The organism is Pseudomonas sp. BN415 (genome assembly GCF_029871195.1).
In the GTDB taxonomy this organism is placed as follows: Bacteria; Pseudomonadota; Gammaproteobacteria; order Pseudomonadales; family Pseudomonadaceae; genus Metapseudomonas; species Metapseudomonas resinovorans.
Map to the genome: position 1 here is coordinate 1 of NZ_SSOK01000072.1, position 24,440 is coordinate 24,440.

Annotated in this window: 21 protein-coding genes and 1 pseudogene; 12 read left to right on the plus strand and 10 right to left on the minus strand. The window is 62.5% G+C overall.

Features of this window, described 5'->3' with window-relative positions:
* The 5 genes and pseudogenes from E8F20_RS28050 to E8F20_RS28070 all read right to left on the minus strand — a co-directional run.
* A pseudogene (locus tag E8F20_RS28050) lies at positions 1–811 on the minus strand (glycine dehydrogenase (aminomethyl-transferring)); the annotation flags it as partial.
* Positions 812–820: 9 nt separating this feature from the next.
* Positions 821–1,198, minus strand: coding sequence for a glycine cleavage system protein GcvH (gene gcvH / locus E8F20_RS28055; RefSeq protein ID WP_280286682.1), 378 nt, complete (start codon positions 1,196–1,198; stop codon positions 821–823).
* A 599-nt stretch (positions 1,199–1,797) separates the two neighbouring features.
* The gene (locus E8F20_RS28060) at positions 1,798–3,321 is read right to left on the minus strand and encodes a sigma-54-dependent transcriptional regulator (RefSeq protein ID WP_280286683.1); all 1,524 of its coding nucleotides are present in this window, start codon (positions 3,319–3,321) and stop codon (positions 1,798–1,800) included.
* A 180-nt stretch (positions 3,322–3,501) separates the two neighbouring features.
* Complete coding sequence (locus tag E8F20_RS28065; protein ID WP_280286684.1) at positions 3,502–3,726, minus strand: hypothetical protein; 225 nt, start codon at positions 3,724–3,726, stop codon at positions 3,502–3,504.
* A gap of 405 nt (positions 3,727–4,131) precedes the next feature.
* Positions 4,132–4,458: a hypothetical protein gene (locus E8F20_RS28070; RefSeq protein WP_280286685.1), complete on the minus strand. Its 327-nt coding sequence runs from the start codon at positions 4,456–4,458 to the stop codon at positions 4,132–4,134.
* Between the two features lie 241 nt (positions 4,459–4,699).
* Here E8F20_RS28070 and pqqF point away from each other — a divergent pair, with 241 nt between their 5' ends.
* The 4 genes from pqqF to nahK all read left to right on the plus strand — a co-directional run bounded on the left by pqqF (position 4,700) and on the right by nahK (position 12,653).
* Positions 4,700–7,159 (plus strand): pyrroloquinoline quinone biosynthesis protein PqqF, encoded by a 2,460-nt coding sequence (pqqF, locus tag E8F20_RS28075; RefSeq protein WP_280286686.1) that lies wholly within the window; start codon positions 4,700–4,702, stop codon positions 7,157–7,159.
* Positions 7,160–7,407: 248 nt separating this feature from the next.
* Positions 7,408–8,586, plus strand: coding sequence for a porin (locus tag E8F20_RS28080; protein ID WP_280286687.1), 1,179 nt, complete (start codon positions 7,408–7,410; stop codon positions 8,584–8,586).
* 343 nt (positions 8,587–8,929) lie between these two features.
* The gene (nosP, locus tag E8F20_RS28085) at positions 8,930–10,096 is read left to right on the plus strand and encodes a nitric oxide-sensing protein NosP (protein ID WP_280286688.1); all 1,167 of its coding nucleotides are present in this window, start codon (positions 8,930–8,932) and stop codon (positions 10,094–10,096) included.
* Complete coding sequence (gene nahK, locus E8F20_RS28090; protein ID WP_280286689.1) at positions 10,026–12,653, plus strand: hybrid sensor histidine kinase/response regulator NahK/ErcS'; 2,628 nt, start codon at positions 10,026–10,028, stop codon at positions 12,651–12,653. The genes nosP and nahK overlap by 71 nt, the downstream gene beginning before the upstream one ends.
* 12 nt (positions 12,654–12,665) lie before the next feature.
* Here the strand turns inward: nahK and E8F20_RS28095 are convergent, their stop codons facing one another.
* A complete protein-coding gene (locus E8F20_RS28095) occupies positions 12,666–13,565 on the minus strand; it encodes a LysR family transcriptional regulator (protein ID WP_280286690.1) in 900 nt (299 codons plus the stop codon).
* Between the two features lie 127 nt (positions 13,566–13,692).
* Here E8F20_RS28095 and E8F20_RS28100 point away from each other — a divergent pair, with 127 nt between their 5' ends.
* Together E8F20_RS28100 and E8F20_RS28105 are read left to right on the plus strand one after the other, a co-directional pair.
* Positions 13,693–14,523 carry an oxidoreductase gene (locus E8F20_RS28100; RefSeq protein WP_280286691.1) on the plus strand — a complete coding sequence of 277 codons (831 nt, stop codon included), beginning with the start codon at positions 13,693–13,695 and terminating at the stop codon, positions 14,521–14,523.
* 82 nt (positions 14,524–14,605) lie between these two features.
* Entirely contained in the window at positions 14,606–15,406 is an 801-nt protein-coding gene (locus E8F20_RS28105; protein ID WP_280286692.1) for a lipase family protein, read from the plus strand.
* 112 nt (positions 15,407–15,518) lie between these two features.
* Here the strand turns inward: E8F20_RS28105 and E8F20_RS28110 are convergent, their stop codons facing one another.
* The 3 genes from E8F20_RS28110 to E8F20_RS28120 all read right to left on the minus strand — a co-directional run bounded on the left by E8F20_RS28110 (position 15,519) and on the right by E8F20_RS28120 (position 17,741).
* A complete protein-coding gene (locus E8F20_RS28110) occupies positions 15,519–16,418 on the minus strand; it encodes a bestrophin family protein (RefSeq protein ID WP_280286693.1) in 900 nt (299 codons plus the stop codon).
* A 220-nt stretch (positions 16,419–16,638) separates the two neighbouring features.
* A complete protein-coding gene (locus E8F20_RS28115) occupies positions 16,639–17,118 on the minus strand; it encodes a nuclear transport factor 2 family protein (protein WP_028628262.1) in 480 nt (159 codons plus the stop codon).
* 59 nt (positions 17,119–17,177) lie between these two features.
* Positions 17,178–17,741, minus strand: coding sequence for a TetR/AcrR family transcriptional regulator (locus E8F20_RS28120; protein WP_280286740.1), 564 nt, complete (start codon positions 17,739–17,741; stop codon positions 17,178–17,180).
* A gap of 310 nt (positions 17,742–18,051) precedes the next feature.
* Between E8F20_RS28120 and E8F20_RS28125 the strand changes: the two genes are divergently transcribed.
* Genes E8F20_RS28125 through E8F20_RS28145 form a run of 5 tightly spaced genes read left to right on the plus strand, consistent with a single transcriptional unit; the run spans position 18,052 to position 23,028 of the window.
* Entirely contained in the window at positions 18,052–19,503 is a 1,452-nt protein-coding gene (locus E8F20_RS28125; protein ID WP_280286694.1) for a cytochrome c oxidase subunit II, read from the plus strand.
* 37 nt (positions 19,504–19,540) lie between these two features.
* Positions 19,541–21,316, plus strand: coding sequence for a cytochrome c oxidase subunit I (gene ctaD / locus E8F20_RS28130; RefSeq protein WP_280286695.1), 1,776 nt, complete (start codon positions 19,541–19,543; stop codon positions 21,314–21,316).
* A complete protein-coding gene (locus E8F20_RS28135) occupies positions 21,313–22,002 on the plus strand; it encodes a cytochrome c oxidase subunit 3 (RefSeq protein ID WP_280286696.1) in 690 nt (229 codons plus the stop codon). Before ctaD ends, E8F20_RS28135 begins: the two co-directional genes overlap by 4 nt.
* A 4-nt stretch (positions 22,003–22,006) precedes the next feature.
* Complete coding sequence (locus E8F20_RS28140; RefSeq protein WP_280286697.1) at positions 22,007–22,693, plus strand: heme-copper oxidase subunit III family protein; 687 nt, start codon at positions 22,007–22,009, stop codon at positions 22,691–22,693.
* 17 nt (positions 22,694–22,710) lie between these two features.
* Positions 22,711–23,028, plus strand: coding sequence for a cytochrome C oxidase subunit IV family protein (locus tag E8F20_RS28145; RefSeq protein WP_280286698.1), 318 nt, complete (start codon positions 22,711–22,713; stop codon positions 23,026–23,028).
* A gap of 199 nt (positions 23,029–23,227) precedes the next feature.
* On the opposite strand, the gene E8F20_RS28150 is transcribed toward E8F20_RS28145, so the two are convergent.
* Entirely contained in the window at positions 23,228–23,782 is a 555-nt protein-coding gene (locus E8F20_RS28150) for a magnesium transporter (RefSeq protein WP_280286699.1), read from the minus strand.
* A gap of 261 nt (positions 23,783–24,043) precedes the next feature.
* Here E8F20_RS28150 and E8F20_RS28155 point away from each other — a divergent pair, with 261 nt between their 5' ends.
* Positions 24,044–24,385: a hypothetical protein gene (locus tag E8F20_RS28155; RefSeq protein WP_280286700.1), complete on the plus strand. Its 342-nt coding sequence runs from the start codon at positions 24,044–24,046 to the stop codon at positions 24,383–24,385.
* Positions 24,386–24,440: the final 55 nt, after the last annotated feature.

Genomic DNA, 24,440 nt, shown 5'->3' on the forward strand with positions numbered 1-24,440 from the left:
GGGCGCTGCCCAGGGCGACGTCGGCACCGAACTCGCCGGGCGGGGTGAGCAGGGTCAGGGCCAGCAGGTCGGCGGCGACCGCCACCAGGGCATTGGCGGCGTGGAAACGCTCCACCAGCTCGCGGTAGTCGAAGAGGTCGCCATTGGCGGCCGGGTACTGCAGGAGCGCGCCGAAGTAGACGCTGGCGTCGCTGATCTCGCGCTCGTCACCGATCACCACTTCGATGCCCAGGGGCTCGGCACGGGTGATCAGTACGTCGAGGGTTTGCGGGTGGCAGTGCTTGGAGGCAAAGAAGGTGTTGCTGCCCTTGTTCTTCGACAGGCGTTTGCAGAAGGTCATGGCCTCGGCAGCGGCAGTGCCTTCGTCAAGCAGGGAGGCGTTGGCCACCGGCAGGCCGGAGAGGTCGCTGACCAGGGTCTGGAAGTTCAGCAGGGCTTCCAGGCGGCCCTGGGAGATTTCCGGCTGGTAGGGGGTGTAGGCGGTGTACCAGGCCGGGTTTTCCAGCAGGTTGCGCAGGATCGGGCTGGGGGTGTGGCAGGGGTAGTAGCCCTGGCCGATGTAGTTCTTGAACAGCTGGTTTCTGGAGGCGATGGCCTTGATGGCGGCGAGGGCTTCGGCCTCGCTCTGGCCGGCCGGCAGGTCGAGCACGCTGGTGCCCTTGATGCTGTCCGGGATGACGCTGGCAGTGAGGGCTTCGATGTCATCAAAGCCAAGCAGCTGCAGCATGGCCTTGGTATCGGCATCACGCGGGCCGATGTGGCGAGCGATGAATTCGTTGGTGGTGCCGAGGGCAGGGGTTGAGAGGCTCATGGTCGTTCCTCAGCCGTTGGCTTTCAGCAGGTTTTCGTAACCGGCCTGATCGAGGAGGCCGTCGAGGATGCTGGTGTCGGCCAGCTGCATGCGGAAGAACCAGCCTTTGCCCAGGGGTTCTTCATTGACCAGCTCGGGGCTGTCTGCCAGCGACTGGTTCACTTCAACCACCTCGCCGTCGAGCGGCATGACGATGTTGCTGGCGGCCTTCACCGATTCCAGCACGGCGACTTCTTCACCCTTGGCATAAGCCTGCAGCTCCGGGAGTTGAACGAAGACCACATCGCCCAGGGCGTCCTGCGCGTACTCGGTAATGCCGACGGTGACGCGACCGTCTTCTTCAAGGCGCAGCCATTCGTGGTCGGCGGTGAAACGCAATTCGCTCATTTTTGGTCCTCAACTCGTATGACGCGCCTGTTTCTTCTGCCAGGCGCTTAGCCCCGCACGTGGTCATTGCCGCGCGCTGTTGCCCGGCCTTTAGCAAGGGTAGTGCCAGAAGGCTGAAAGCCTTGTGTATCAATGGTTTGATGGTTGTATTGAATGATTTGGATGAGATTTTGTGTAGCGATATCGCTACGGAGCGAGCGGGGCTTGATAGGGGATTTTCAGCAGGTGCAGGCGTGGCGGGGGTTTCAGCAGGTTGTTGCGAATTCGTTACGCTGTATCGATTTCGCTACGATATTTCGATGAAAACCTATTTTTATGTCTAAAAACAATAACTTGAAATTATTATGTGATGCTTTACAGGAACTATGAGGACTGCCCTATCTTGAGGGTCGCAACTATGCCCGTAGGAGCTGGCTTGCCAGCGAATGGCCCCGTTTCGCTGGCAAGCCAGCTCCTACAAGGCTCTTGGCCTGTTAGTCAATCTCTCGCACAGCTAAGGCAGACATGGCGAATGAATTCGCCCCTCCAGGATGTGGCTGATCTGTTTTTGAAGAAAGCTATTGGTTTCAGACTAATAGGCAGCTTATCTAGAAAGCAAATCAGCTTTTGCCTGGGATTCCGTACTTGCGCAGGCGATGGGCGATGGCGGTGTGGGAGGTCTGCAGCCGGGCGGCCAACTGACGGGTCGAGGGGTAGGTGACGAAGAGTTTCTCCAGCAGTGCCCGTTCGAAGTTCTCCATGGCCTCTTCCAGGCTGTTCACTTCGCCATCGCTTTCCCGCGCGACGGCGGTGCCGGCAATGTCCAGGTCGCCGATTTCCACCAGGCTGCTGTCGCAGATGGCAGCGGCGCGGAATATGACGTTCTGCAGTTGGCGCACGTTACCGGGCCAGCGGTTGCCCAGCAGCGCCTGGAAGGTTCCGGGCGCGAGGCGGCACGCGGGGCGCTGGATCTGGGTGCAGGCGTGCTGCATGAAGAAGCGCGCCAGTAGCAGGATGTCCTGGCCGCGCTCGCGCAGCGGCGGCACTTCGAGGTTGAGCACGTTGAGCCGGTAGAAGAGGTCCTCGCGGAAGGCCCCCTCGCTGACCATCTTTTCCAGATTGCGGTGGGTGGCGCTGAGGATGCGCACGTCCACCTTGATTTCGCGGTCGCCGCCCACCCGGCGGAAGCTGCCGTCGCTGAGGAAGCGCAGCAGCTTGGCCTGCAAGTAAGGCGACATTTCGCCGATTTCGTCGAGGAACACCGTGCCCTGGTGGGCGAGCTCCAGCAGGCCGGGCTTGCCGCCGCGCTGGGCGCCCGTGAAGGCGCCGGGGGCATAGCCGAACAGTTCGCTCTCGGCCAGGTTTTCCGGCAGCGCGGCGCAGTTCAGCGCCAGGAACGGCTGATTGCGGCGGGTGCTGGCGGCATGGCAGGCGCGAGCCACCAGCTCCTTGCCGGTGCCGGTCTCGCCGCGAATCAGCAGTGGTGCATCCAGGGACGCCACGCGCTGGGCGCGGGCCTTGAGGGTGGCCATGGGGGCGGAGTCGCCCAGCAGGGCATCGAACCCCTCGGCCGCGTGGTCGTGGTGCAGGGCGGAAAGGCGCTCACCGATACGGTTCGGCTGGTAGAGGGTCAGCAGCGCCCCCGCCAGGTGATCCCCTTCGGTAATGGGTACCGCATCCAGCAGCAGTGCCTGGCCCTTGAGCGTGATTTCCCGCAGGGGCAGCCGGAACCCATGTTCCAGCAAGGCGCTGTGCAGGCGGTCGTCACCGAAGAGCTGTGCCAGGGGCTGGCCTTCTGCTTCTGCCCCATAGAGGGCGATCAGCGCCGGGTTGGCCAACAGGATGCGGCCGCCGCCATCCACCGCCAGCACCGGGTCGGTCATGGCGGCCAGCAGCGCGTCCAGTTGCAGGCGCCGACGTTGGCCGGGAAGGATGTCCACCACCGTCACCTCCTTCACGCCGTGCACTGCATGCAGCGCTTCGCGCAGCTCATCGAGCACGTCGGGGCTGAGGGTAGGGGCGTCGATATAGACATTGGGCGGCACCATCTCGACCGCATCCAGGTTGAGATTGCGGCCGCCGAGCAGGGCCAGGACCTCCTGGGTGATGCCGACGCGGTCGATGAAGGTGACGTGAATTCGCATGGAAACGCTGGGCTGGCGATTTGAAGGGGCGAATTATGCCCGGTCTGTCGCTCTGAGGTAACAGGCTGTCGGTGCTGCTGTGCGTCTACAGACCGGTTTCGTTCAGCGGTCCGCAGGGGGAATTCGGTTGCCCATGAAAAAGCCCCGCGTGGGCGGGGCTCTTCGTTTGTCGCTGGTTCATCAGCAGGTCAGGGCTTTCTGCGCCCGGTCAATCACATGCTGGAGGTGGCCGGCATTGCCGTAGTGCTCCGGGTACAGGCGCTCGCTGTGACGGGCTACACCGAATTCATTGACGACGGTGAAGCTGAAGTTGCCGTTGCGAGCGGCGGTGATGTGGCAGGTGAACGGCGCAAAGGCGCTGGTCAGGGTGCTGATTGCAGCTTGGGCTTGATGATGGATGGTCATCGAGTTGCTTCCTTCGTTTTGCGGCCAACGGGCCGCCAGACAAATAGCTCCGAATCCGCCGAGCAACGGGCTCTGGTCGAATGATCCTTATCGGAGCAAGGGTGCCGGCATGAAGTTCCCCGATCGGGATCAAGCTCTGGCAGCTGGTACTTGGGATGCCAGGTGCTGCGCCGGGCAAGGGTCTGGCCTGGCTGGCAGTCCTGGTCAATCTACCGTGCGTTCATGACAGCTTTACTGCATCGCCCTGGGGCGGGAGCTACTGTCTTCTAGGCGGCGGGGGTGGCCATGTCCCTTTGGTGTGGCTCGTTCGAAGTCGAAAGAGCGAGGGATCGGAGGGCCGGATTGACTTACAACTTGGTACTAACGGCGGCGACCCTAGCGGATCGTCTCGCCGAATGCAAGCTCTCAGTGACTAAGGGGCAACTGGCTGATATCGATTTCGGTCACCAGGGACGTCCGCGCGGGCGGGGTACGGGCGAGCAGGGGGCAGAAACGGTCCAGCGACTGGATCAGGTCCCACTGCAATTCAAGGTCATGGCCCAGGCCGGTAACCTGGTCCAGCCAACCGACCGAGGCGTTCTGCAGGTTGGTGTCGGTGGAGTTGGCGAGGTTTGCCGTGACCTGTGCCAACAGAGTGGTGATGGCGGTCATGTTGCGAGTGGCGAGGGCCAGGATATTGGCCAGCAAGGCTATTTCGCTCTGCGGTACTTGTTGTTGGGGAATCTGGTCCATGAGTGCTCCGATAGGGCCATCAGTCCATGTGGCATTGCGCCATTATCGGTTTGTGATGTGTGTCGCAACGATGGAGTCGCGCCCCTAAGAGATGCTGGTCAATGTCTTATTGGTTTGTAGGAAATTAGCTATTGAACGAAAGAACAGTACACAAGGACTGTCGGAGTACTCCCAAAGCAGCATTGTCGAGTCTTGGGTCGGCTTCGAAGCTAACACTGTTCTCCGCCTTGTCCGGCCTGCCATGTCCGCCCTCATCGAGTCTTCCGCGCAGCAACGCCCACTGGATCTGCTTCTAGCCAACGGATTGCGCGTGCGCCTCCTGTACCGGCCGGATACGCCGCTTTCTGCGGCCCTGGTGGAAGTGCGCGGTGGCAGTCACGACGAGCCGGACGAGTTTCCGGGGATGGCGCACTTTCTTGAACACCTGGTCTTCCTCGGCAGCCGCGAATTCCCGACTCACGAGGGATTGATTCCCTTCGTCCAGGGCTTGGGGGGGCGCGTCAACGCCAGCACCCGTGCACGCAGCACACGCTTCTTCTGCGAGGTGCCGGCGACACACTTGGAGCAGGCCCTGGCGCGACTCCTGGACATGCTCGCGAACCCTTTGCTGGAGACGGACGCCCTATGGCGTGAGCGCGAAGTCCTGCAGGCCGAGTACAGCGCCCGTGCGCGGGACCTGCAGACTCTGTGTGAAGCCGCGCTGGCCCAGACCTTGGCCCCTGGTCATCCGCTGGCAGATTTCCACGCAGGCAATGCATCCAGCCTGAGGCTGGAGTCGCCGGCGTTCATTCCGGCGCTGCACCGGTTCCACCAGGCTCACTATCAGCCCGGCCGCATGTGCCTGACGCTGGTGGCGCCATTGCCTCTGGCCCGGCAACTGGAACTCGCACGGCGCCACGGCGAGCCGTTGCGCGTGGGAAAGGAACTGCCTGAGCCCGCTTTGCCGCCGTTGTTGCCGCTGCGCGCGAGCCGGCTGCAGCTTGGCGTGCCGGGCGCCCCCGGGAAGTTGTCGCTGGCGTTCGCCCTGGAGCGGCAGGGGGTGGGCCTGGAAGCGGCCGTGAGCTTTCTTGAGAACCTGGCGACCGATGAGTCCACCGGCGGCCTGTCGGCTCACCTGGGTTTCCTGGGATTGAGCGATGGTGTCCAACTGCACTTGCCCTATGCCCATGGTGGTCAGGGCGTGTTGTTGATGGACTTCGATTGGGTCGAGGGGGCGGACAGCGCGCAACTTGAAGCGGAAGTCCTGGGCTGGCTGGCCTTTCTTCGCGCCTCATCACCCTGGCCGGGGCTCTGGGAAGAACGGCTGGAAATCCTGCGACAAAAGGCCTCGGCCCTGGAACCGCTGGACGCTGCGCTGGCTCCAGGACTTCCCGAGCAGGCCGATGTTTGCGCATTGCTGGAACAGCTTCGGGCCGAGCGTATGGTCAATCTGCAAATCGGCGCATCCAACCGGGCGCCCAACCTGACCTCGGCGGGCTTCCCCCTGCACCTGGAGCGCCTCGGCGTTCGTCCCGGCGCAAGGTCCACCACCAGTTGGCGGCTTCCGCCGGCCAATCCCTATTGGCGTTCCAGAGTGACAGCGCCGGTGGAGGCCTCGTTGGTTCCTGTGCTGCCAGGATTGCCCGGCGCTCCTGAGCAGGGCGCGTTGTTCCTGCGCTGGAATCCCGGCGAGAACGGGCTGCCCCATGGCCTCGCCTGCGGCCTGCAGCGGGCATTGCGCCCCGTCCTCGGTGCTGCCGGCCTGGCCGGGGTAGAGGGACGGCTCCGGGCGGAGCAGGGCGGACTGACGCTCGACCTGCTGGGCAATGCAACGGCCTTGCGGCAGGTCATCGTCGACCTGCTGCCCGTTCTGCAGGCGCCACCATGTTGGGCCTTGGCCCAGGGGCCACGCCTCCAGCGCAGTGCCATGTGCCGTCAGGCAGGCGAACTGCCCATTCGCCAATTGCTGCAACGCCTGCCTGAGCTGTTGGAAAGCCCCCGAGCGGAAGCGCCCTCAATCCTTTATCTGGATGCCCTGGCGCGCTTCTGGCGGCAGGCACGCTGGCAAGGGCTGGGCATCGGTGATGTTGGCCTGGATGCGGAACTACCCGGAATGCTCAGCCCGCACCAGCCGAGGGTCGGGGAGGGCGGGCGTATCTGGCATCGGTTGCCGATAGAGGGCGAGGCCGCACTCCTGCTGTTCTATCCCCTCGAGTCCGTCACCGCCGAGTCCGAGGCTGCCGTGCGACTCCTGGCCAGCCTGCTTGAGCCGGCCTTTCATCAACGCCTGCGCGGCGAGCTGCAGCTCGGTTACGCGCTGGCCTGCGGCTATCGCCAGCTGGGTGGACACCGCGGCCTGTTGTTCGCGGTGCAATCGCCGCGCGAGTCGGTGGCGGGGCTCTTCCAGCACGTCCAGGCGTTTCTCGTTCGCCAGTACGACCGGCTCGTGCAGCTGGATCGGGTGCAACTGCGTGAGCGGGGCCGGGCGCTCGACCAGAAATTGCTTGGGCAAGGTACGCACTTCACGGCCTATGCCCGCCAATGCTGGGTCGATTACCAGGCCCGCCATCCGGTCGACCACCTGGCGCAGGTACGCCACGCCCTGGCTGGGCTACAGCTCGATTCTCTGCTGGAGCAACAAAGTCGCCTGGTTTCCGGGCTGTCCTGTTGCGCCATCGCCAACGCCGAAGCCTTCGAAGCGAACTGGCACCCCGGCGCCTGATTTCACATCCATTCACCGGCTGAAGGACGAACCCGAAAGGGTTTCGTCCTTTCGTGCCTGTGCGTCAGCCCGCCGACCCAAGACCTTGGGTCAGAACGGTCTTAAGCCTTACCGATGCAGCTCCCGCGCCCCGGCCAAAGCAGCGCAGAACCCCTGCCATTGCAGCGTATGGCGGGCCTGATGGCGTTTCGATAATCGCCTCCGACACGACTGACCTGCCCGGTCGTCCACCCACAGCGGAGAGCGTCATGCACAACAAGAAAATCGCCCATGCCCGTAAGTCCCGCCTCGCCCTCGCGGCGGCGGTAGCGCTGGTCACCCAGCAGGCTGCCGCCGAGATCGTCCTTTATGACAAGGACCAGACCACCTTCTCCACCGACGGCTACGTCAACGCCTTCTACGTCAACAGTGAAGTGGATCGTGACGGCGAGCAGTTCGACCGCCGCCAGTCGCGGGTCAAGATGGGCTTTCTGCCCAACTGGATCGGTTTCAACATGGGCAAGCAGGTGGACGATCTGAAGCTCGGTGCCCGCTCTTCCTTCTGGGTCACCATCAACGACAGCGAAACCAACGGCACCGCCACCGCCATCGATGTCCGCCAGTTCTACGGCACCGCTGGCGGCGAATGGGGTGAAGTGCTGGTGGGCAAGGATTTTGGCCTGTTCGCGCGTTCCAACATCCTGCTCGACGAACTGCTCGCCGGTTACGGTCAGGTGAGCGACACGCTGGGCTTGGTGGATGGCGGCGGCGTGTCCTTCGGCAATATTGGCAGCGGCTATCCCTATCCGTTCCCGACCTCGCAGATCACCTACCGCAGCCCGAAGACCGACGGCCTGCGTGCCGCCGTCGGCATCATGGACCCGGTGGACACCAACGACGACAGCCCCACCGGCAAGGCCTACCAGGAGAATCCGCGCTTCGAATCGGAGATCACTTACGAGGTTGAGCTGGGCGGCGCGCAGATCTATTCCTGGGTCAACGGTGCCTACCAGACCTCGGAGAACACCGACCCTAACGTCGACTCCGTGACCTCCAAGGGCCTGGGCTATGGCGTGCAGGCCAAGATGGGCGCCTTCACCCTGGTGGGCTCCGGCTTCCAGGCCAAGGGCATCAACCCCTTCTTCACCAACAACGCCGGCGAGCCGACCCTGCGCGAGGTGGACAGCGACGGCTACCTGTTGCAGGGCTCCTACCGCTTCGGCAAGAACCGCCTGGCGCTTTCCTATGGCAAGACCAAGGATGACGGCAACGGCGTGGTCAACACGGGTGCCGACTACGAAACCCGCGGTATCGCACTGTTCCATGACATCAACGACAACCTCAAGCTGGTGGCCGAGTACAACCAGTTCGAGATCGACGGTCACGAGGGCGACGCCCAGAACGAAGACACCGACACGGTTGCCGTAGGTGCCGTGTTGACCTGGTAAGTCCTGTTCCAGATTGCTCCGGTTTTGGCGGGAGAGACGCTGGTCCTCCCGTCTTTTTTGTTTTCGGCGGGACGCATTGCTTTTGTCGGGGCGAACTCATTCGCCAAGGGATGCGTAGATCGTAGCCCGGATGAAATCCGGGAGCGGCGGTTGGACTTTCCCCGGATTTCATCCGGGCTACCGACTGCATTGCCCGCAGGCGCTGGCCCCATCCCGCGAGCTCGCCAGGTATGGAGTTGCTACCTTCGAACTAGCCCGCCCAGTACCCAAGAAGGATGGGGCGCCCCGCAAGCCCTCCGTAGAATTTCCCCATCCATAGCAGGCTTATTGAGTGAGACCGAGGATGCTCGAGGAACCGGCAGAGGGCGTCGTCACCGCCATGTCCCTGGCCAGCGAGGCAGAGGCCGTTGCCCAGGACCTCGCGCGCCAGCTCATCCACCCGCACCTGGGGTTCGTGCTGTTCTTCTGCTCGGCGGAATACGACCTCCAGGCCCTGGGCCAGGCCCTGGAACAGTACTTCGGCGGCGTGCGCCTGGTGGGCTGTACCAGCGCCGGGGAGATCACGCCGCAGGGCTACGGCCGTAACTGCGTCAGTGCAGTGGGCTTCGACCATCGCAGCTTTTCCATCGCCAGCGCCCTGGTGGATGAAATGGACCGTTTCGGCCTGATCCACGCCCAGCAATTGGTGGAGCGGCTGGTACAGGACTGCCGGGCCAATTCCCTGGCGCCGATCAAGGGTCACAGCTTTGCCCTGACACTGCTCGACGGTCTGTCCAGTCGCGAGGAGGTGGTGCTGGCGGCGCTCGGCGCGGCGTTCGGCAGCATCCCCCATTTCGGTGGTTCCGCCGCCGACGACCATCACCTCAAGCACACCCACGTTTATTACGAAGGGCGCTTCCATGCCGGGGCCGCGGTGGTGGTGCTGGTCAACACGGCGTTGGATTTCGAAGTGTTCAGCACCCATCACATCCTGCCCGGCGCTGAAAAACTGGTGGTTACCCGAGCCGACAATGCCAGCCGCAGGGTCTACGAACTCAACGCCGAACCGGCAGCGGAAGTCTACGCGCGGATGATCGGCGTCTCGGTGAATGCCTTGGACCTGCGTATGTTCGCGGCGCATCCGTTGGCGGTTCGCCTGGGGGATTCGTTCTACGTGCGCTCGATCCAGCGGGTCAACGCGGACCACAGCCTGAGCTTCTACTGCGCGGTGGAGAACGGCATCGTCCTCACCGCCATGCGCACCGGGCCCTTGCTGCCAAACCTGGAATCGCTGTTCCAGCGCCTTGGCGAGCGCCTCGGCCCACCCTTGCTGACCATTGGCTGCGACTGTTTCCTGCGCCGCCTGGAGATCGAGGACGACCCCGACGCCGTGGCGCTCACATCAGAAATCCTGCGCCGGCAGCGCGTCATCGGCTTCAACTCCTACGGAGAGCAGTTCAATGGCATGCACATCAACCAGACCTTCACCGGAGTCGCCATCGGCCGCCGGGGTCGCAATGGGTGCCGCTGAACAACAGGCGCGCCTGGTGGCGTTGGCGGAGGAGAACCGCAAGCTGCGGAGCATCAACGCGGCGTTGATCGAACGGGTGGAATCCAGCGCCTCGCGCCGCGACGACAGCTACGCCGCGTTCCAGCATTCCGTGGTGCTCGCCGAACAGGTGCGCGAGCGCACCGATGCGCTCAACCAGGCCATGGCGGAGTTGAAGGCCAGCAATCGGTTGCTGAGCGATGCACGACTGCGCGCGGAGACTGCTCATCACCACCTGATCGACGCCATCGAGAGTATTTCCGATGCCTTCGTGCTGTTCGACCGCGAGCAGCGCATCGTGCTCTTCAACAGCCGCTTCAAATCGTTCTGGGCCCGCAGCCGTGCCCGTATCTGCGCAGGCACACGGCTCTCGGAAATCCGGCGCCTGGCGGAAAGTACCGGGCTGATCGTCGAAGAGCACCGTGGCAGCGACGACAACATCTTCTACCGCCTGCACGATGGGCGCTGGGTACAGGTCAGTGAGCGGCCCACCCGTGAAGGCGGACTGGTGATTCTCTACACCGACATCACTGAGGTGAAACGGAGCGAAACCGATCGTCGCGAACAGGCCCTGGCGCAGAAGTCGCGCCTGTTGCAGCGGGCCGTGGACAACCTGTCACAAGGGGTGGCCATGGTCAGCGCCGAGGGCATCCTGGAACTCTGGAACCACCGTTTCCTCGAACTCTGCGGTCTGGCACCGGTGGAGGCGCACCGCACGTTCGCCGGGGTCATGGCTGACAGCGAATTACCGCTGCTCACGCCCGATACCCGGGACGCCCAAGGCCGTCCAATCCGCGAGATGGAGCAGCGCCGGTACAACGGCCGGGTGCTGGAGGTGCGTACCCATCCGCTACCTACTGGCGGCTTCGTCAACACCTTCACCGACATTACCGAGCGTTACCGCCACGCCGAAGCACTGGCTGAAAGCGAGCGCTGGATTCGCCTGATCACCGACCACGTGCCGGCGTTGATCGCCTACCTCAGCGCCGACCTGGTCTACGAGTTCACCAACAAGGTGTACGAGGAGTGGTACTGCTGGCCGCGCGGCTCGATGCTCGGCCAGAGCCTGCTCGAGGTGCACAGCGAAGAGCACTGGCGACGCCTGGAGCCCTATGTGGAGCGAGCACTCAGTGGCGAAAGCCTGTCTTTCGAGGTCACGGAGACCAACCACAACGGCCAGGAGCGCTGCATGCTGCGTTCCTACGTGCCCAATCGCCTGACCAATGGCGAGGTGGTAGGCATCTTCGTGCTGATCCGCGATATCACCGAACGCCGCCGCACCGCCGAGGCGTTGCACCAGGCCTACCAGAACCTGGAGCAGCGGGTACGCGAGCGGACCACCGAGCTGACCGCGCTGAATAGCCAGCTGCGCCGCGAAATCGACGAGCGCACCCAGGTTGAACTGCGCCTTCGCGAAGCCAAATTCGAGGCGGAGAAGGCCAACCTGTCGAAAACCAAGTTCCTCGCCGCCGTCAGCCACGACCTGCTTCAGCCGCTCAATGCCGCACGGCTGTTCACCAGTGCGCTGCTGGAGCAGGGTGGCCCGTCCTGCAAGCTGGAGCTGGTGCGCAATGTCAGTAACTCCCTGGAAGACGTGGAGAACCTGCTGGGTACCCTGGTGGACATTTCCAAGCTGGATGCAGGAGTGATCAAGCCGGATATCGCGCCCTTCGCTGTCAGCGAACTCCTCGAAAACCTCGCCGTGGAGTACCGCCAGATAGCCGCCAGCGAAGGCTTGCAGTTGGACTTCGTGCCCAGTTCGGCACTGGTGCGCAGTGACTCGCAGCTGTTGGCGCGCATCCTGCGCAATCTGCTCAGCAACGCCATTCGCTACACGCCCAGGGGGCGCATCCTGCTGGGTTGTCGGCGCCGACGCCAGAGCCTGTGGATCGAGGTGCGCGACACCGGTGTCGGCATCGCCCAGGACAAGCTCGGCGAGATATTCCAGGAGTTCAAACGCGGCGAAGTCGTGCGCGAGAAACAGGACCGGGGGCTCGGCCTGGGCCTGGCCATCGTCGAGAAGATCGCGCGCATGCTTGGTCACCGCATCCACGTTTCTTCAGTGCCGGGCAAGGGCTCGTTGTTCGCCGTGGAAGTTCCGTTGACCCGCCGCGTTCCCCGCCAGAAGCAGGAACGCGACGAACCCCAGGCGGTTCTGGAGCGCTTGCAGGGAGCCAGGGTCTGGGTACTGGATAACGACGCGGCCATCTGCGCAGGCATGCGGACCCTTCTGGAAGGCTGGGGCTGCCAGGTCATCACCGCACTGTCGGAAGAAGATCTGGCGCGCCAGGTGGACAACTTCCACGCCGAAGCGGACCTGTTGATCGCCGACTACCACCTGGACAACGACTGCAACGGCGTCGACGCCGTCGCCACCATCAACGCCCGCCGCAGCACGCCGCTGCCAGCCCTGATGATCACCGCCAACTACAGCAACGAGCTCAAGCAACAGATGCGCGAGCTGGGCCACACCCTGATGCACAAGCCGGTCCGTCCCATGAAGCTGAAGACCGCCATGAGCCATTTGCTGGACCGCTGAAGCGCCTGGGGATTAAGCCTCCTGCTGCGCCGCGCGGGCAAATTCGATGAAGGCCTTGAGCACTGCCGGCACCTGGCGTCGGCTGGGGTAGTAGAGGTGCAGGCCGGGGTAGTAGGGGCACCAGTCCGCGAGTACCTGGATCAGCCGGCCCTCGGCGATAGGCCCGGCCACCATGTCCTCGAACACATAGGCCAGTCCGACGCCTTGTAGCGCGGGGTCGATCATCAGGCCTACATCGCCAAGCGTCAGCGGGCCATCCACTTCGATCTCCAGTTGCATGCCGCCACGCTCGAACTCCCAGCGATACAGGTTGCCGCTGGGGAAACGGTGGCGAATGCACGGCAGGCCATGGAGGTCCTGGGGTTTCTGCGGTAGCGGATGGCGCTCGAAGAAGGCGGGAGCCGCCACCACCACCGAGCGCATGTAAGGGCCGATGGGTAGCGACACCATGTCGGCCTCCAGCCGCTCGCCGAAGCGCACGCCGGCGTCGTACCCACCGGACACCACATCCACCAGCGCATCGTCGGTGGAGATTTCCAGCACGATATCCGGATAGGCCTCGAGGAAGCGGCTCGCCAGCGGCAGCAGAACCAGTTCCGCAGCAGCGCGGCCGGCGTTGATGCGCAGGGTACCGGACGGTGTGTCGCGGAATTGGTTGAGGTCCTCCAGCGCGTCATCGATGTCGCGGAAGGCCGGCTTGATGCGTGCGTACAGACGCTCGCCGGCCTCGGTGAGGGCCACGCTGCGGGTGGTGCGGTTGAACAGGCGCACGCCCAGTCGCTCTTCCAGGGCGCGCAAGGCGTGGCTCAGCGCCGAAGGGGAGAGGCCCAGCTCCACGGCGGCGCGGCTGAAGCTCAGGTGGGCGGCGATGCAGAGGAAGACATTGAGGTCGGCAGCGGATACGGATTTCATTGATGAATTCTGCTCAAAGGCTCATGTGATTTTATTGGGATTATCGCAGGAGTAAAGGCGCCATAAAGTGACGGCAACTCACCAAGAAAGCCCGCGCGGTGCGGGTTCCCACACAGGAGGAGTTGCTATGCGTACCTGGTTCATTACTGGAGCTTCCCGCGGTCTCGGCGCCCTGATCGCAGCCAAAGCGTTGGAAGTCGGCGATGCAGTGATCGCCACCGCCCGCAAGCCGGAAGACGTCGTTGCTCGCCTGGGTGACCACCCCAACCTGCTGGCCGTGCGCCTGGATGTGACCCGCGAAAGCGAGGCCCATGAAGCAGTCGCCGAGGGCATCAAGCGCTTCGGCCGTATCGACGTGCTGCTGAACAATGCCGGCTACGGCATCCTCGGCGCGGTGGAGGAAACCAGCGCCCAGGAAGTGGAGCGCATCTATGCCACCAACGTCTTCGGCCTGCTCAACGTCACCCGCGCCGTGCTGCCGCACATGCGTCGACAGCGCGCCGGCCACGTGCTCAACATTTCCTCTCTGGGCGGCTACCAGGCCTACTATGGCTGGGGCGTGTACGGCTCCACCAAGTTCGCCGTGGAAGGTATCAGCGAGGCACTGCATCAGGAACTGGCGCCGCTGGGTGTGAAGGTCACCGTGGTCCAACCGGGTTTCTTCCGCACCGATTTCCTCGACGACCAGTCGCTGGTGAAGACCGCACTGGAACTGCCGGACTACGACGAAACCGTCGGTGCCATGCGCCGCTTCGCCGAAGGCGCCAACCATGCCCAGCCGGGCGACCCGAGCAAGTTCGCCGGCGCCGTGCTGAACCTGGTCAACGCGGCCAATCCGCCGCAGCGCCTGCCGCTGGGCAGTGACGCTCTGGCCCGCATCAGCGAAAAGCACAGCCTGGTGGAAGGTGAAGTGGCCGCGTGGAAGGACCTGGCGATGTCCACTGATTTCGACGCGTGACCCGTCAAGGGCCAACGGGCGCTTTACGGCAGACGGGCATGGTCTAGAGTGGGAACCCAGATCCGCAGGCAAGGAGGCCACCATGCCCAGTCTTCCGATGTACCTTCCCGCTGCATTTTCCCTTTCCCAGGCGCTGCAGTGCGCCAACCTGGTGGAAGCCGCCTACGACCAGTACGACCAGTGGCTGCAGCAGGACAAGCCGCGCAAACCCTCGGATTTCAACTGGCAACCGCCGAGTATGAGCGGATGGGGCTTTTCGGCGCCGATCTGGAGCATCCTCAGCGAGCTGAAGTACATCAATGAATCCGAACCCTTCGGCTTTGCCGTCAGCGATCCGAATGGCGACGTTTACCTGGTGTTCCGGGGTACCGAATCGGCCCAGGACTGGGTCGATGACCTGGACGCCAAGCAGTCTACCTATCCCTGGAAGGCTGACGTCGGGCTGGTCCACGACGGCTTCCTCAAGCTCTACACCTCGCTGCGCGACCTGGCCCTGCAGGCCGTGGACAGCCTCAAACCTGCCGGCAACTTCTGGGTTTGCGGTCACAGCCTGGGCTGTGCGCTCTCCAGCCTCGCGGTGCTCGACCTGCAACTGACCTGGCCGGGGCAGGCGATCCAGCACTACAACCTCGCCAGTCCGCGGGTGGTCGATCCCAGCTTCGCGGCCTATTACAACGGCCTCGACGTGCCCACCTATCGGGTTGTCAATGACAGCGACCTGGTGCCCGAAGTCCCGCCCGGCGTAACCGGCAAGTGGGTCTACCAGCATCTGGGCCAGGCCGTCACCTTTACCGCCAGCTACACGAGTGTTGAAGGCGACCACAGCCTGGCGAGCTGTTACCTCTATGCCTTGAACAATCCCGAAGCGCCGATGAATGGATGAACCCAGGCCCTTGTGCATGCAGCGTGGATGACACCGGGACTGCAGCGCCGGCTGAGCGGTTGCCAGCGCCCAGTGGTTGTTCAACGAATCCTGTGTGGCGCCTTGGGCATGCTCAGCTCAGTACGTAGTCCACCGGTTGCAACACCGGCGGCAAGTCTCGCTGACCAAGAGCGTCGAGGACTTCACGCTCCAGGGTGCGCACCATGGCGTCCGTTGCCAGGTCGTTCTCGTCGTGGCCGAAGGGGTCTTCCAGTTGGTCGCCGATGGCATCCAGGCCAAAGAAGGTGTACGCAACGAAAACTGTGATGATGGGCGCCAGCCAGCCCAGTGGCCCAGCCATGGCGAAGGGCAACAGCACGCAGAAGATGTAGCTGGTGCGATGCAATAGCAGTGTGTAGGGGAAGGGCAATGGCGTGCCCTTGATCCGCTCGCAGGTGGCCTGGGCCATGCTCAATCCGGTCAGGCGGGTTTCCAGCAGGGTGTAGCGCCATTCGTTGATTTCGCCGCGACCGGCCAGGCGGTCGCACTGGTCGCCGATGTTCCGCAGGATGCCGTCGCTGGTGTTGAGGCCATAGGCATCGGGCGTGTCAGCCAGCCAGGGACGGGCTGCCTCCCGTTCGTCCTCCTCCCGCAGTCGGGCATTGAGCGCATGGACGAAACCGCATAACTCGCGCAGCACTGCCTTGCGCAGGGGCGCATCGGCAATGGCCACGCTTTGCCGGATGAAGGAGCGGACTTCGATGATGACCTGGCCCCACGCCTTGCGGCCCTCCCACCAGCGGTCATAGCAAGCGTTGTTGCGGAAGCTCATGAAGATCGACAACGACAACCCGAGTAGGGTGAAGGGCATGGCGTTGACCTTCGTGAACCAGTCCGGGTGCAGATTCTCGACAACGACGATCAGACAGGCCAGCAGGGTGATCATCGCGGTACGCAGGGCGATATGCCGCGCGATGGAGCCTTTTAGGGTGGTGAGGATGCCGAGCAGATTGGGTTTGGGGCGGACGATCATCGGGGTACCTGGCGCCAGAGGCATTCGTGTAACGAAAGCTAAGGTCGCGCAAGGCGTTACGTCCAATCGCCAGTAATGACCGGGTGATCAGCGCTATCTATCAGTGATAGCAACGTGATCGAGGTGTTGACTGGGCATGCATAGGCAGGGTCGATGAAGTGCGCGGCGCTGTGTGCGCCGCGCAAACCTGAAATGGCTGAGCGTCCCTGTCGTGCCGGGGTCAGAGACCCAGTTCGGAAAGCCCAGGATGATCGTCCGGACGGCGCCCCAGAGGCCAGTGGAACTTGCGCTCGGATTCCTTGATGGGCATGTCGTTGATGCAGGCGTGCCGGTTGGACATCAGGCCGTGCTCATCGAACTCCCAGTTCTCGTTGCCGTAGGAGCGGAACCAGTTGCCGGAGTCGTCGTGCCATTCGTAGGCGTAGCGAACCGCAATGCGGTTGTCGGTAAAGGCCCAGAGTTCCTTAATCAGGCGGTATTCCAGTTCCTTGGCCCACTTGCGGGTGAGGAAAGCCTTGGCTTCTGCGCGGTTGGCGGCGAACTCGGCGCGGTTGCGCCACCTGGTGTCCAGGGTATAGGCGAGGGAGACCTTCTCCGGGTCACGGCTGTTCCAGCCATCTTCGGCCAGGCGGATCTTCTGGATGGCGGTTTCACGGGTGAATGGGGGAAGCGGCGGACGAACTTCGGCGCTAGAGGACATTTGTTGTCTCCAATACAAATAGAGGTTAAAAGTTTGAAGTTGCCCGCTCGATAACTTCTCTATTTACGCAGCAGAGTGCGTGCTACTGCTTGAGCATTATCTGCCGAGTTGAAATCACCAAGCACGTGGGCAACGGTAATGGCACCGTCGATCAGGATAATGAATTGCCTGGCCAGGGCTTCCGGATCAATGGCACCATATTGCTGGCAAATCCCGAGTACGAATGCGAGCATCTTCTCTTTATGCTCTTTGGCAACCAGGCGCACAGGGTCCAGGGGATCACCCGTTTCGCCAGCGGTATTGATGAAGGCACAGCCGCGAAAGCCGTTCGACTGGAACCAGCCCTTGAGCACGCTGAAGATTTGCAATAGACGCGCTTCCGGGTTGTCGACCTTTTCGACTTCGCTCTTGAACCAGTTCATCCAGCGCTCATCGCGCTGTTTCAATACCTCTGCTACCAATTCGTCCTTGGTTCCGAAGTACTTGTAGATACTCTTTCTCGAAATCCCGGAAGTCTTGACCAGGAAATCCATGCCGGTGGCATTGATACCGTTTCTGTAGATGAGGTCTTCGGCGGTTTCGAGAATTCGTTCTCTGACATCGGAAGTTGATTTGCTGTCCATGTGAGAGATGGTAGAATGATCGTTCTCCATGAGCAAGCCTCTTTCTTGAAAAAACTATGAACGGTGCTTTGATAGATGGAGGAAATGACCTTATTTCGTTTATCTATCAGCGGCGAAGTGTAACCCGTACGCCCCGTGAACGGGCGGGCAAGCGGGCGGCAGCGACTATACTTGCCACGAACTTTGTCCTGGGGGAGATAGAGCGCGATCTTCCGGCCTGTCCGGAAGCCGGACCACGTGTCTGCTGCACTGCCGATGACCGTCGCACGTTCCACCCGCGTACGAGCATCAGGAACGAGGCGACGGGAACATGGCGATAGCAATCATCTTGGGTCTCATCGTTGTCGCGTCCGTGCTGTTCCACTTCCTGGCGCCCTGGCACCTGACCCCGGCCGCGTCGAACTGGGGTTCCATCGACACCACGCTCCTCATCACCCTGCTAATCACCGGTGTGTTCTTCGTCGCCATTGTCGGTTTCATGGTGGTGGCCATCATCCGTTTCCGTCACCGCGAAGGCCGGCGCGCAAAGTACGAGCCGGAAAACCGCAAGCTGGAGTGGTGGCTGATCGTGGTCACGTCGCTCGGCATCATGGGCATGCTCGCTCCGGGGTTGGTGGTCTACAGCGATTTCGTCCGGGTCCCCAAGGATGCCTATCCCCTGGAAGTCGTTGCCCAGCAATGGCAGTGGGCTTTTCGCTTTCCCGGCCAGGACGGCCAACTCGGCCGCGCCGACGTGAAGTGGGTCGATGCGGGCAATCCGCTCGGGCTGGACCCGAACGACCCGGTCGGCCAGGACGACGTGCTGATCCGCAGCAACGAGGTGCGGCTACCCCAGGACCGACCGGTGAAGGTGTTGCTGCGCTCCAAGGATGTGCTGCACAACTTCTACATTCCGCAGATCCGCGGAAAGATGGACATGGTGCCGGGCATGGTTTCGCACTTCTGGTTCACCCCGACGGTGGCCGGCAAGTACGAGATCCTTTGTGCCGAGTTCTGCGGGGTAGGGCACTTCAATATGCGCGGGATGCTGTTCGTCGAACCGGTCCAGGCCTTCGATCAGTGGCTGGCAGCCCAGCCCACCTTCGCCCAGACCCTGGCGGCGGCCAGTAAACCCAGCCAGGGCAGCCTGATCGACAAAGGTCGCCAACTGGCGGAAGCCCATGGTTGCCGTGCTTGCCATAGCCAGGACGGCAGCGCGAGCCTGGGGCCGGGCTGGAAGGATCTGTATGGGCGCGAAGAGACACTGGTGGATGGCACCCGCGTGAAGGTGGATGACGCCTACCTGAGGGAGTCCATCGTTGATCCCAAGGCCAGTCTGGTGCAGGGCTTTCCGCCCGTGATGGTGCCCTATACTTTCAACCAGGATGAACTGGCCGCCCTGGTCGCGTTCATCCAGTCGCTGAGCGCCGCCGGCCAGCAGGAGCAAGGCTCTTCCGGGGCGAGTGGTGACGCGGTGGAACAGGGGCAACGGCTTGCCCAGTCCCTGGGTTGCCTGGCCTGCCACAGCCTGGATGGCAGCAAGGGCATAGGACCCAGCTGGCAGGGTTTGTACGGCCACCGTGTGACCCTGGCCGATGGCAGTCAGGTCGCAGCGGACGACGCCTACCTCAAAGAGTCCGTGCTGGCGCCTGCCGCCAAGCTGGTCCAGGGGTTCGCGCCGGTGATGCCGGTCTTTACCCCGAACGATGCGGAGCTGGCGGCACTGGTCGCCTTCATCAAATCCAGGGCAGATCCCGACGCCAAGCAGGAACAGGCGCCGTAGAAGCGGAAGGACCCGGACGCGTCACGGAGGGTTTCCGATGGCCCATGTCGAGCAAGCCGAAGCCGATGTGCTGCACGAACCGCAGAGCTTCTTCACGCGCTACATCTGGAGCCAGGATCACAAGGTCATTGCCGTCCAGTACTCCCTGACCGCGATCTTCGTGGGCCTGATCGCCCTGGTGCTGTCCGGCCTGATGCGAATGCAGATCGGCTTCCCCGGCAGCCTGGAGTTCATGGACCCGACCACCTACTACCAGGCCATGACCCTGCACGGGATGATCATGGTGATCTACCTGCTAACGGCACTGTTCCTCGGTGGCTTCGGCAACTACCTGATCCCGCTGATGGTCGGTGCACGGGACATGGTCTTTCCCTACGTCAACATGCTCAGTTACTGGTTCTACCTGCTCTCGGTGCTGGTGCTGCTGGCGAGCTTCTTCGTGCCGGGCGGCCCGACGGGGGCGGGCTGGACGCTCTATCCACCCCAGGCCATTACCCAGGGCACTCCGGGGACCGAATGGGGCATCGTGCTGATGCTGGTGTCCCTGGCGATCTTCATCGTTGCCGCCACCATGGGCGGCCTCAACTACGTCACCACCGTGCTGCAGGCGCGCACCCACGGCATGACGCTGTTTCGCATGCCACTCTCGGTGTGGGGCATTTTCATGGCCTCGATCCTCGCGTTGCTGGCCTTTCCGGCGCTGTTCGTCAGCGCTGTGATGATGCTCTTCGACCGGTTGCTGGGGACCAGTTTCTTCATGCCGGCGCTGATCTCGATGGGCCAGCCGCTGGACCACCAGGGCGGCAGTCCGATTCTGTTCCAGCACCTGTTCTGGTTTTTCGGGCACCCGGAGGTGTACATCGTCGCGTTGCCGGCCTTCGGCCTGGTGTCGGACCTGATCAGCACCCACGCACGCAAGAACATCTTCGGCTACCGCATGATGGTCTGGGCCATCATCGCCATCGGGGTGCTGAGCTTCGTGGTCTGGGCGCACCACATGTACGTCAGCGGGATGAACCCGTACTTCGGCTTCTTCTTCGCCATCACCACCCTGGTCATAGCGGTGCCGACTGCGCTCAAGGTCTACAACTGGACCCTCACGCTCTGGCATGGCGATATCCACCTCACGGTGCCCATGCTGTTCGCCCTGGCGTTCATCGTCACCTTCCTGGTGGGCGGCCTGACCGGGCTGTTCCTCGGCAACGTGATCGTCGATATCCCGCTGTCGGATACCTATTTCGTGGTTGCGCACTTCCACATGGTCATGGGGGTGGCACCGATCCTGGTGGTGTTCGGCTCCATCTACCACTGGTTCCCGAAGATCACCGGGCGGATGCTGAATGACACCCTCGGCAAACTGCATTTCTGGATCACTTTCCTCGGTACCTATGCCATCTACTTCCCTATGCATTACCTGGGGTTCCTCGGCATGCCGCGGCGTTACTACGCGTATCCGAACTACGAGTTCATCCCGCAGTCGGCCCAGGAGCTGAATGCCTTCATTACGGTGGCCGCACTGATCGTGGGTGTGGCGCAGCTGCTTTTCCTGTTCAACCTGGCCTGGAGCACCTTCAAGGGCCGGCCGGCGGGGGGTAATCCGTGGAAGGCCGCCAGCCTGGAATGGCAGACCCCGGACACGCCGCCGGTGCATGGCAACTGGCGGGAGAAACTGCCAGTGGTGCACCGCTGGGCCTATGACTACAGCGTGCCTGGCGTGGCGCATGACTTTGTGCCGCAGACGGTTTCAGACGAAGAACTGCAGCTTCTGCGCGAGGCCAACGGCGCGAATACCCGCGCGGAGAAACAGCCATGAGCACGCAACCCTGGAAAAACGCCGGCGCCTCCGAGCCAGGCGGCTGGGGGCCGCGCGAATCCCATGGCCCCGAAGCACCGATCCAGGACCCTGAGCGAACCGCCAAGGTTGGCCTGTGGGTGTTCCTCGGTGTCGTGACCTCGCTCTTCCTGCTGTTCCTGCTGGCGTTCATCGCCCGCTCCCAGGTTTCGGACTGGCGCCCGCTGACCGATCCACTGGCCCCCTTGGCCCATCCCTGGATGCTCTGGGTGAACACCGCGCTGCTGGCCCTGGGAAGTGCTTGCCTGCAGTGGGCTAACGTGGCGATGAGGCGCGACCAGATACGCCCATCGACTCTGGCGTTCCTGCTTGGAGGGGCCTTTGCCATGGCCTTCCTCGCAGGCCAGCTCTGGGTCTGGCAGCAGTTCGCCGCCTGGGGCTACGCCGTCTCGGGTAATCCGGCCAACAGCTTCTTTTATTTGCTCACCGGGCTGCATGGCCTGCACCTGGCAGGCGGCCTGGTGGTATGGGCCGTGGTGGCGCAACGCATGCTGCGTCACGGCCCAATGAAACGTCTGCGTACCGGAATGGAACTCTGCGCCTTCTACTGGCACTACCTGCTGGGGTTGTGGCTGGTGCTTTTCGCGCTGCTCACCAGTACGCCGGAAACCTACCAGGCCATCGCGGCCTTCTGCGGGTTGAGGTAGCACCATGGCCACATCGACGCGGGAAACGCCGGTCGGCAATCCAACGACCTGGCAGGGCATCGCACAGGACTGGTCCTCGGATCGCGACGCTTTCAAGCAGGTGCCCTGGGGCAAGGCGATGATGTGGATCTTCCTGCTCAGCGATACCTTCATCTTCACCTGCTTCCTCACCGGATACATGTCGGTGCGCATGAGCACCACCGCCACCTGGCCGAACCCCAGCGAAGTTTTCGCCCTGACCATCGGCGGTGCGAGTATTCCGTTGATTCTCATCGCCATCATGACCTTCGTGCTGATCACCAGCAGCGGCACCATGGCCATGGCCGTGAACTACGGATATCGACGCGACCGGGTGCGCAGCGCGGCGCTGATGCTGACGACCGCTGCACTGGGTGCCACCTTCGTCGGCATGCAGGCGTTCGAGTGGAGCAAACTTATCGAAGAAGGTGTGCGGCCCTGGGGCAACCCGATGGGTGCGGCGCAGTTCGGTGCCTGCTTCTTCATGATCACCGGCTTCCACGGGCTGCATGTTTCGGTGGGCGTGATCTATCTCTGCACCGTGGCGTTCAAGGTGCTGCGTGGGGACTACGAGAAACGCGGGAACTACCAGATCGTCGAAATCACCGGGCTCTACTGGCACTTCGTCGACCTGGTGTGGGTATTCATCTTCGCGTTCTTCTACCTGTGGTAGGGCCGGGGAGAGATGAGATGGCACATGCGCAAGGTCAACAACACCCGATCAGCCTGTACTTGAAGATATGGGGGCTGCTGTTCGTCCTCAGTACCCTGTCGTACCTCGTGGATTACTTCCACTTCACCGGGTACTTCCGCTGGTCGATGATCCTCATCCTGATGTTGCTGAAGGCCGGGTTGATTGTTTCGATCTTCATGCACATGGCCTGGGAGCGCCTGGCGCTGGTCTACGCCATCCTGGTGCCGCCGCTGTGCCTGCTGGTGCTGGTGGGGTTGATGGCGGCCGAGGCCGACTACGTACTCTTCACCCGCGGAACGTTCCTGGGGCAGTAGCTGCGAGCATTGAGATGCGGTTGTGGCAGGACTGCGTCCTGCTTGGCGAATCAATTGGCTCCTACAAACGCATGGCCTGCCTTTGTAGGTTGCGGTAGAGCGGAGCGAAACCCAACTTGGCGCCCCACAGACTTGCACTAACGCGCGGGGGGCGGGTAACCCCTCTCCCTGCAGGGAGAGGGGTCGAGAGCGGCCCCCCCTAGATCGTCCGCTTGAACTGATGCCAGCGGTGCAGCCAGGAGACTATCCAGTGCGGTGAAGCCGAACCCGTTCCGGCCAGCCGCAGTTGCGGATGGTGGTTGATGACCCGGTCGAGCGTGGATTCCTGTTCCGGCTCCACATCCACGAAGAAGATGTGTTCACCTTCCTTGACCTTCTCTTTCAGGTTGCGGAAGTGGGCGTTGGGTACCTGGATACCGAAGAAACCGCCTTCCCAGATGCAGAACCCGAGCACCACCACGGCAAGGAACGCGAACGGTACCCAGCCCGCCGGTGTGTCCGTCCAGCCTGCCAGCCAGGCGACCAGCAGGATCAGCGCGGCCAGCGGCACACCGATCACCGCTCCAATCTCGCCCGAGTGGACGACATCCTGCTTCATGAAGGAATTCACGTCATGGAGATGGTGTTGTTCGACATCGGCATCCTTGTCGCTCAGTACGTGGATCTGTTCCGTATTGATGCCATTGGCCTCAAGCTCGGACTCAAGGGTTTCCAGATCGTCGAGGTTGTCACTGATGTAGTAGTGCCGATTCATGCCGCACCTCCGGGTTCTTGTTCGAAGTGGTCTGCCGTCTCCCGCAATTGATCGCGTTATTCCGGTTGGTTATCTGCGAAGCATCAATGAAACTTGATGGTTCTTTCACTTGAAAATTATAGCATTCGTGTTCTCGGGCAATCCCTGCAGCCCTTGTGACACGCGGCTTGCGGCGATGGATGACGTAGTCCGCCGATAGGGCTTGTCTAAACTGGTGATTGAACATCAGGTGTGGCAACGCCCACGTCAGGAGGTTGCTAGATGAACACGTTGACTATCAAAAGCTGGTGCAAGCCCGAGGGTGCGGAAAAGTCGATCCCGATGGGGGATTTGCATTTCCACGTCAATGACGCCGACCATCTGCGGCTTGAGGAAGCGGAAGAGCGCCTGCAGCAAACCCATGAGCGGGAAATGATGATCGCCGCCGATATGGAGCACATGGAGCTGATCACGCCCAGCGAGTGCGGTTCATTGTCTGACGTGCAATTCCGCGTCTATCTCAGCAAAGACGACGAGCGCGGCCAGTTCCACCTGGTGGGCCACCGCGAGAGCGATGGCAGCCTGGTGTACACCAACTCGGTGATGATCGATCAGTTGGGCTAGCGCCCAGGTGCAGCGCCAGACTCCAGACCATGCTGATTCACCAAGGCGGCGGTGT

Coding starts and splice junctions, on each gene's coding strand:
- gcvH (WP_280286682.1), bottom strand. CDS start 1,198: ATGAGCGAATTGCGTTTCACCGCCGACCACGAATGGCTGCGCCTTGAA.
- E8F20_RS28060 (WP_280286683.1), bottom strand. CDS start 3,321: ATGCGAATTCACGTCACCTTCATCGACCGCGTCGGCATCACCCAGGAG.
- E8F20_RS28065 (WP_280286684.1), bottom strand. CDS start 3,726: ATGACCATCCATCATCAAGCCCAAGCTGCAATCAGCACCCTGACCAGC.
- E8F20_RS28070 (WP_280286685.1), bottom strand. CDS start 4,458: ATGGACCAGATTCCCCAACAACAAGTACCGCAGAGCGAAATAGCCTTG.
- pqqF (WP_280286686.1), top strand. CDS start 4,700: ATGTCCGCCCTCATCGAGTCTTCCGCGCAGCAACGCCCACTGGATCTG.
- E8F20_RS28080 (WP_280286687.1), top strand. CDS start 7,408: ATGCACAACAAGAAAATCGCCCATGCCCGTAAGTCCCGCCTCGCCCTC.
- nosP (WP_280286688.1), top strand. CDS start 8,930: ATGCTCGAGGAACCGGCAGAGGGCGTCGTCACCGCCATGTCCCTGGCC.
- nahK (WP_280286689.1), top strand. CDS start 10,026: ATGGCATGCACATCAACCAGACCTTCACCGGAGTCGCCATCGGCCGCC.
- E8F20_RS28095 (WP_280286690.1), bottom strand. CDS start 13,565: ATGAAATCCGTATCCGCTGCCGACCTCAATGTCTTCCTCTGCATCGCC.
- E8F20_RS28100 (WP_280286691.1), top strand. CDS start 13,693: ATGCGTACCTGGTTCATTACTGGAGCTTCCCGCGGTCTCGGCGCCCTG.
- E8F20_RS28105 (WP_280286692.1), top strand. CDS start 14,606: ATGCCCAGTCTTCCGATGTACCTTCCCGCTGCATTTTCCCTTTCCCAG.
- E8F20_RS28110 (WP_280286693.1), bottom strand. CDS start 16,418: ATGATCGTCCGCCCCAAACCCAATCTGCTCGGCATCCTCACCACCCTA.
- E8F20_RS28115 (WP_028628262.1), bottom strand. CDS start 17,118: ATGTCCTCTAGCGCCGAAGTTCGTCCGCCGCTTCCCCCATTCACCCGT.
- E8F20_RS28120 (WP_280286740.1), bottom strand. CDS start 17,741: ATGGACAGCAAATCAACTTCCGATGTCAGAGAACGAATTCTCGAAACC.
- E8F20_RS28125 (WP_280286694.1), top strand. CDS start 18,052: ATGGCGATAGCAATCATCTTGGGTCTCATCGTTGTCGCGTCCGTGCTG.
- ctaD (WP_280286695.1), top strand. CDS start 19,541: ATGGCCCATGTCGAGCAAGCCGAAGCCGATGTGCTGCACGAACCGCAG.
- E8F20_RS28135 (WP_280286696.1), top strand. CDS start 21,313: ATGAGCACGCAACCCTGGAAAAACGCCGGCGCCTCCGAGCCAGGCGGC.
- E8F20_RS28140 (WP_280286697.1), top strand. CDS start 22,007: ATGGCCACATCGACGCGGGAAACGCCGGTCGGCAATCCAACGACCTGG.
- E8F20_RS28145 (WP_280286698.1), top strand. CDS start 22,711: ATGGCACATGCGCAAGGTCAACAACACCCGATCAGCCTGTACTTGAAG.
- E8F20_RS28150 (WP_280286699.1), bottom strand. CDS start 23,782: ATGAATCGGCACTACTACATCAGTGACAACCTCGACGATCTGGAAACC.
- E8F20_RS28155 (WP_280286700.1), top strand. CDS start 24,044: ATGAACACGTTGACTATCAAAAGCTGGTGCAAGCCCGAGGGTGCGGAA.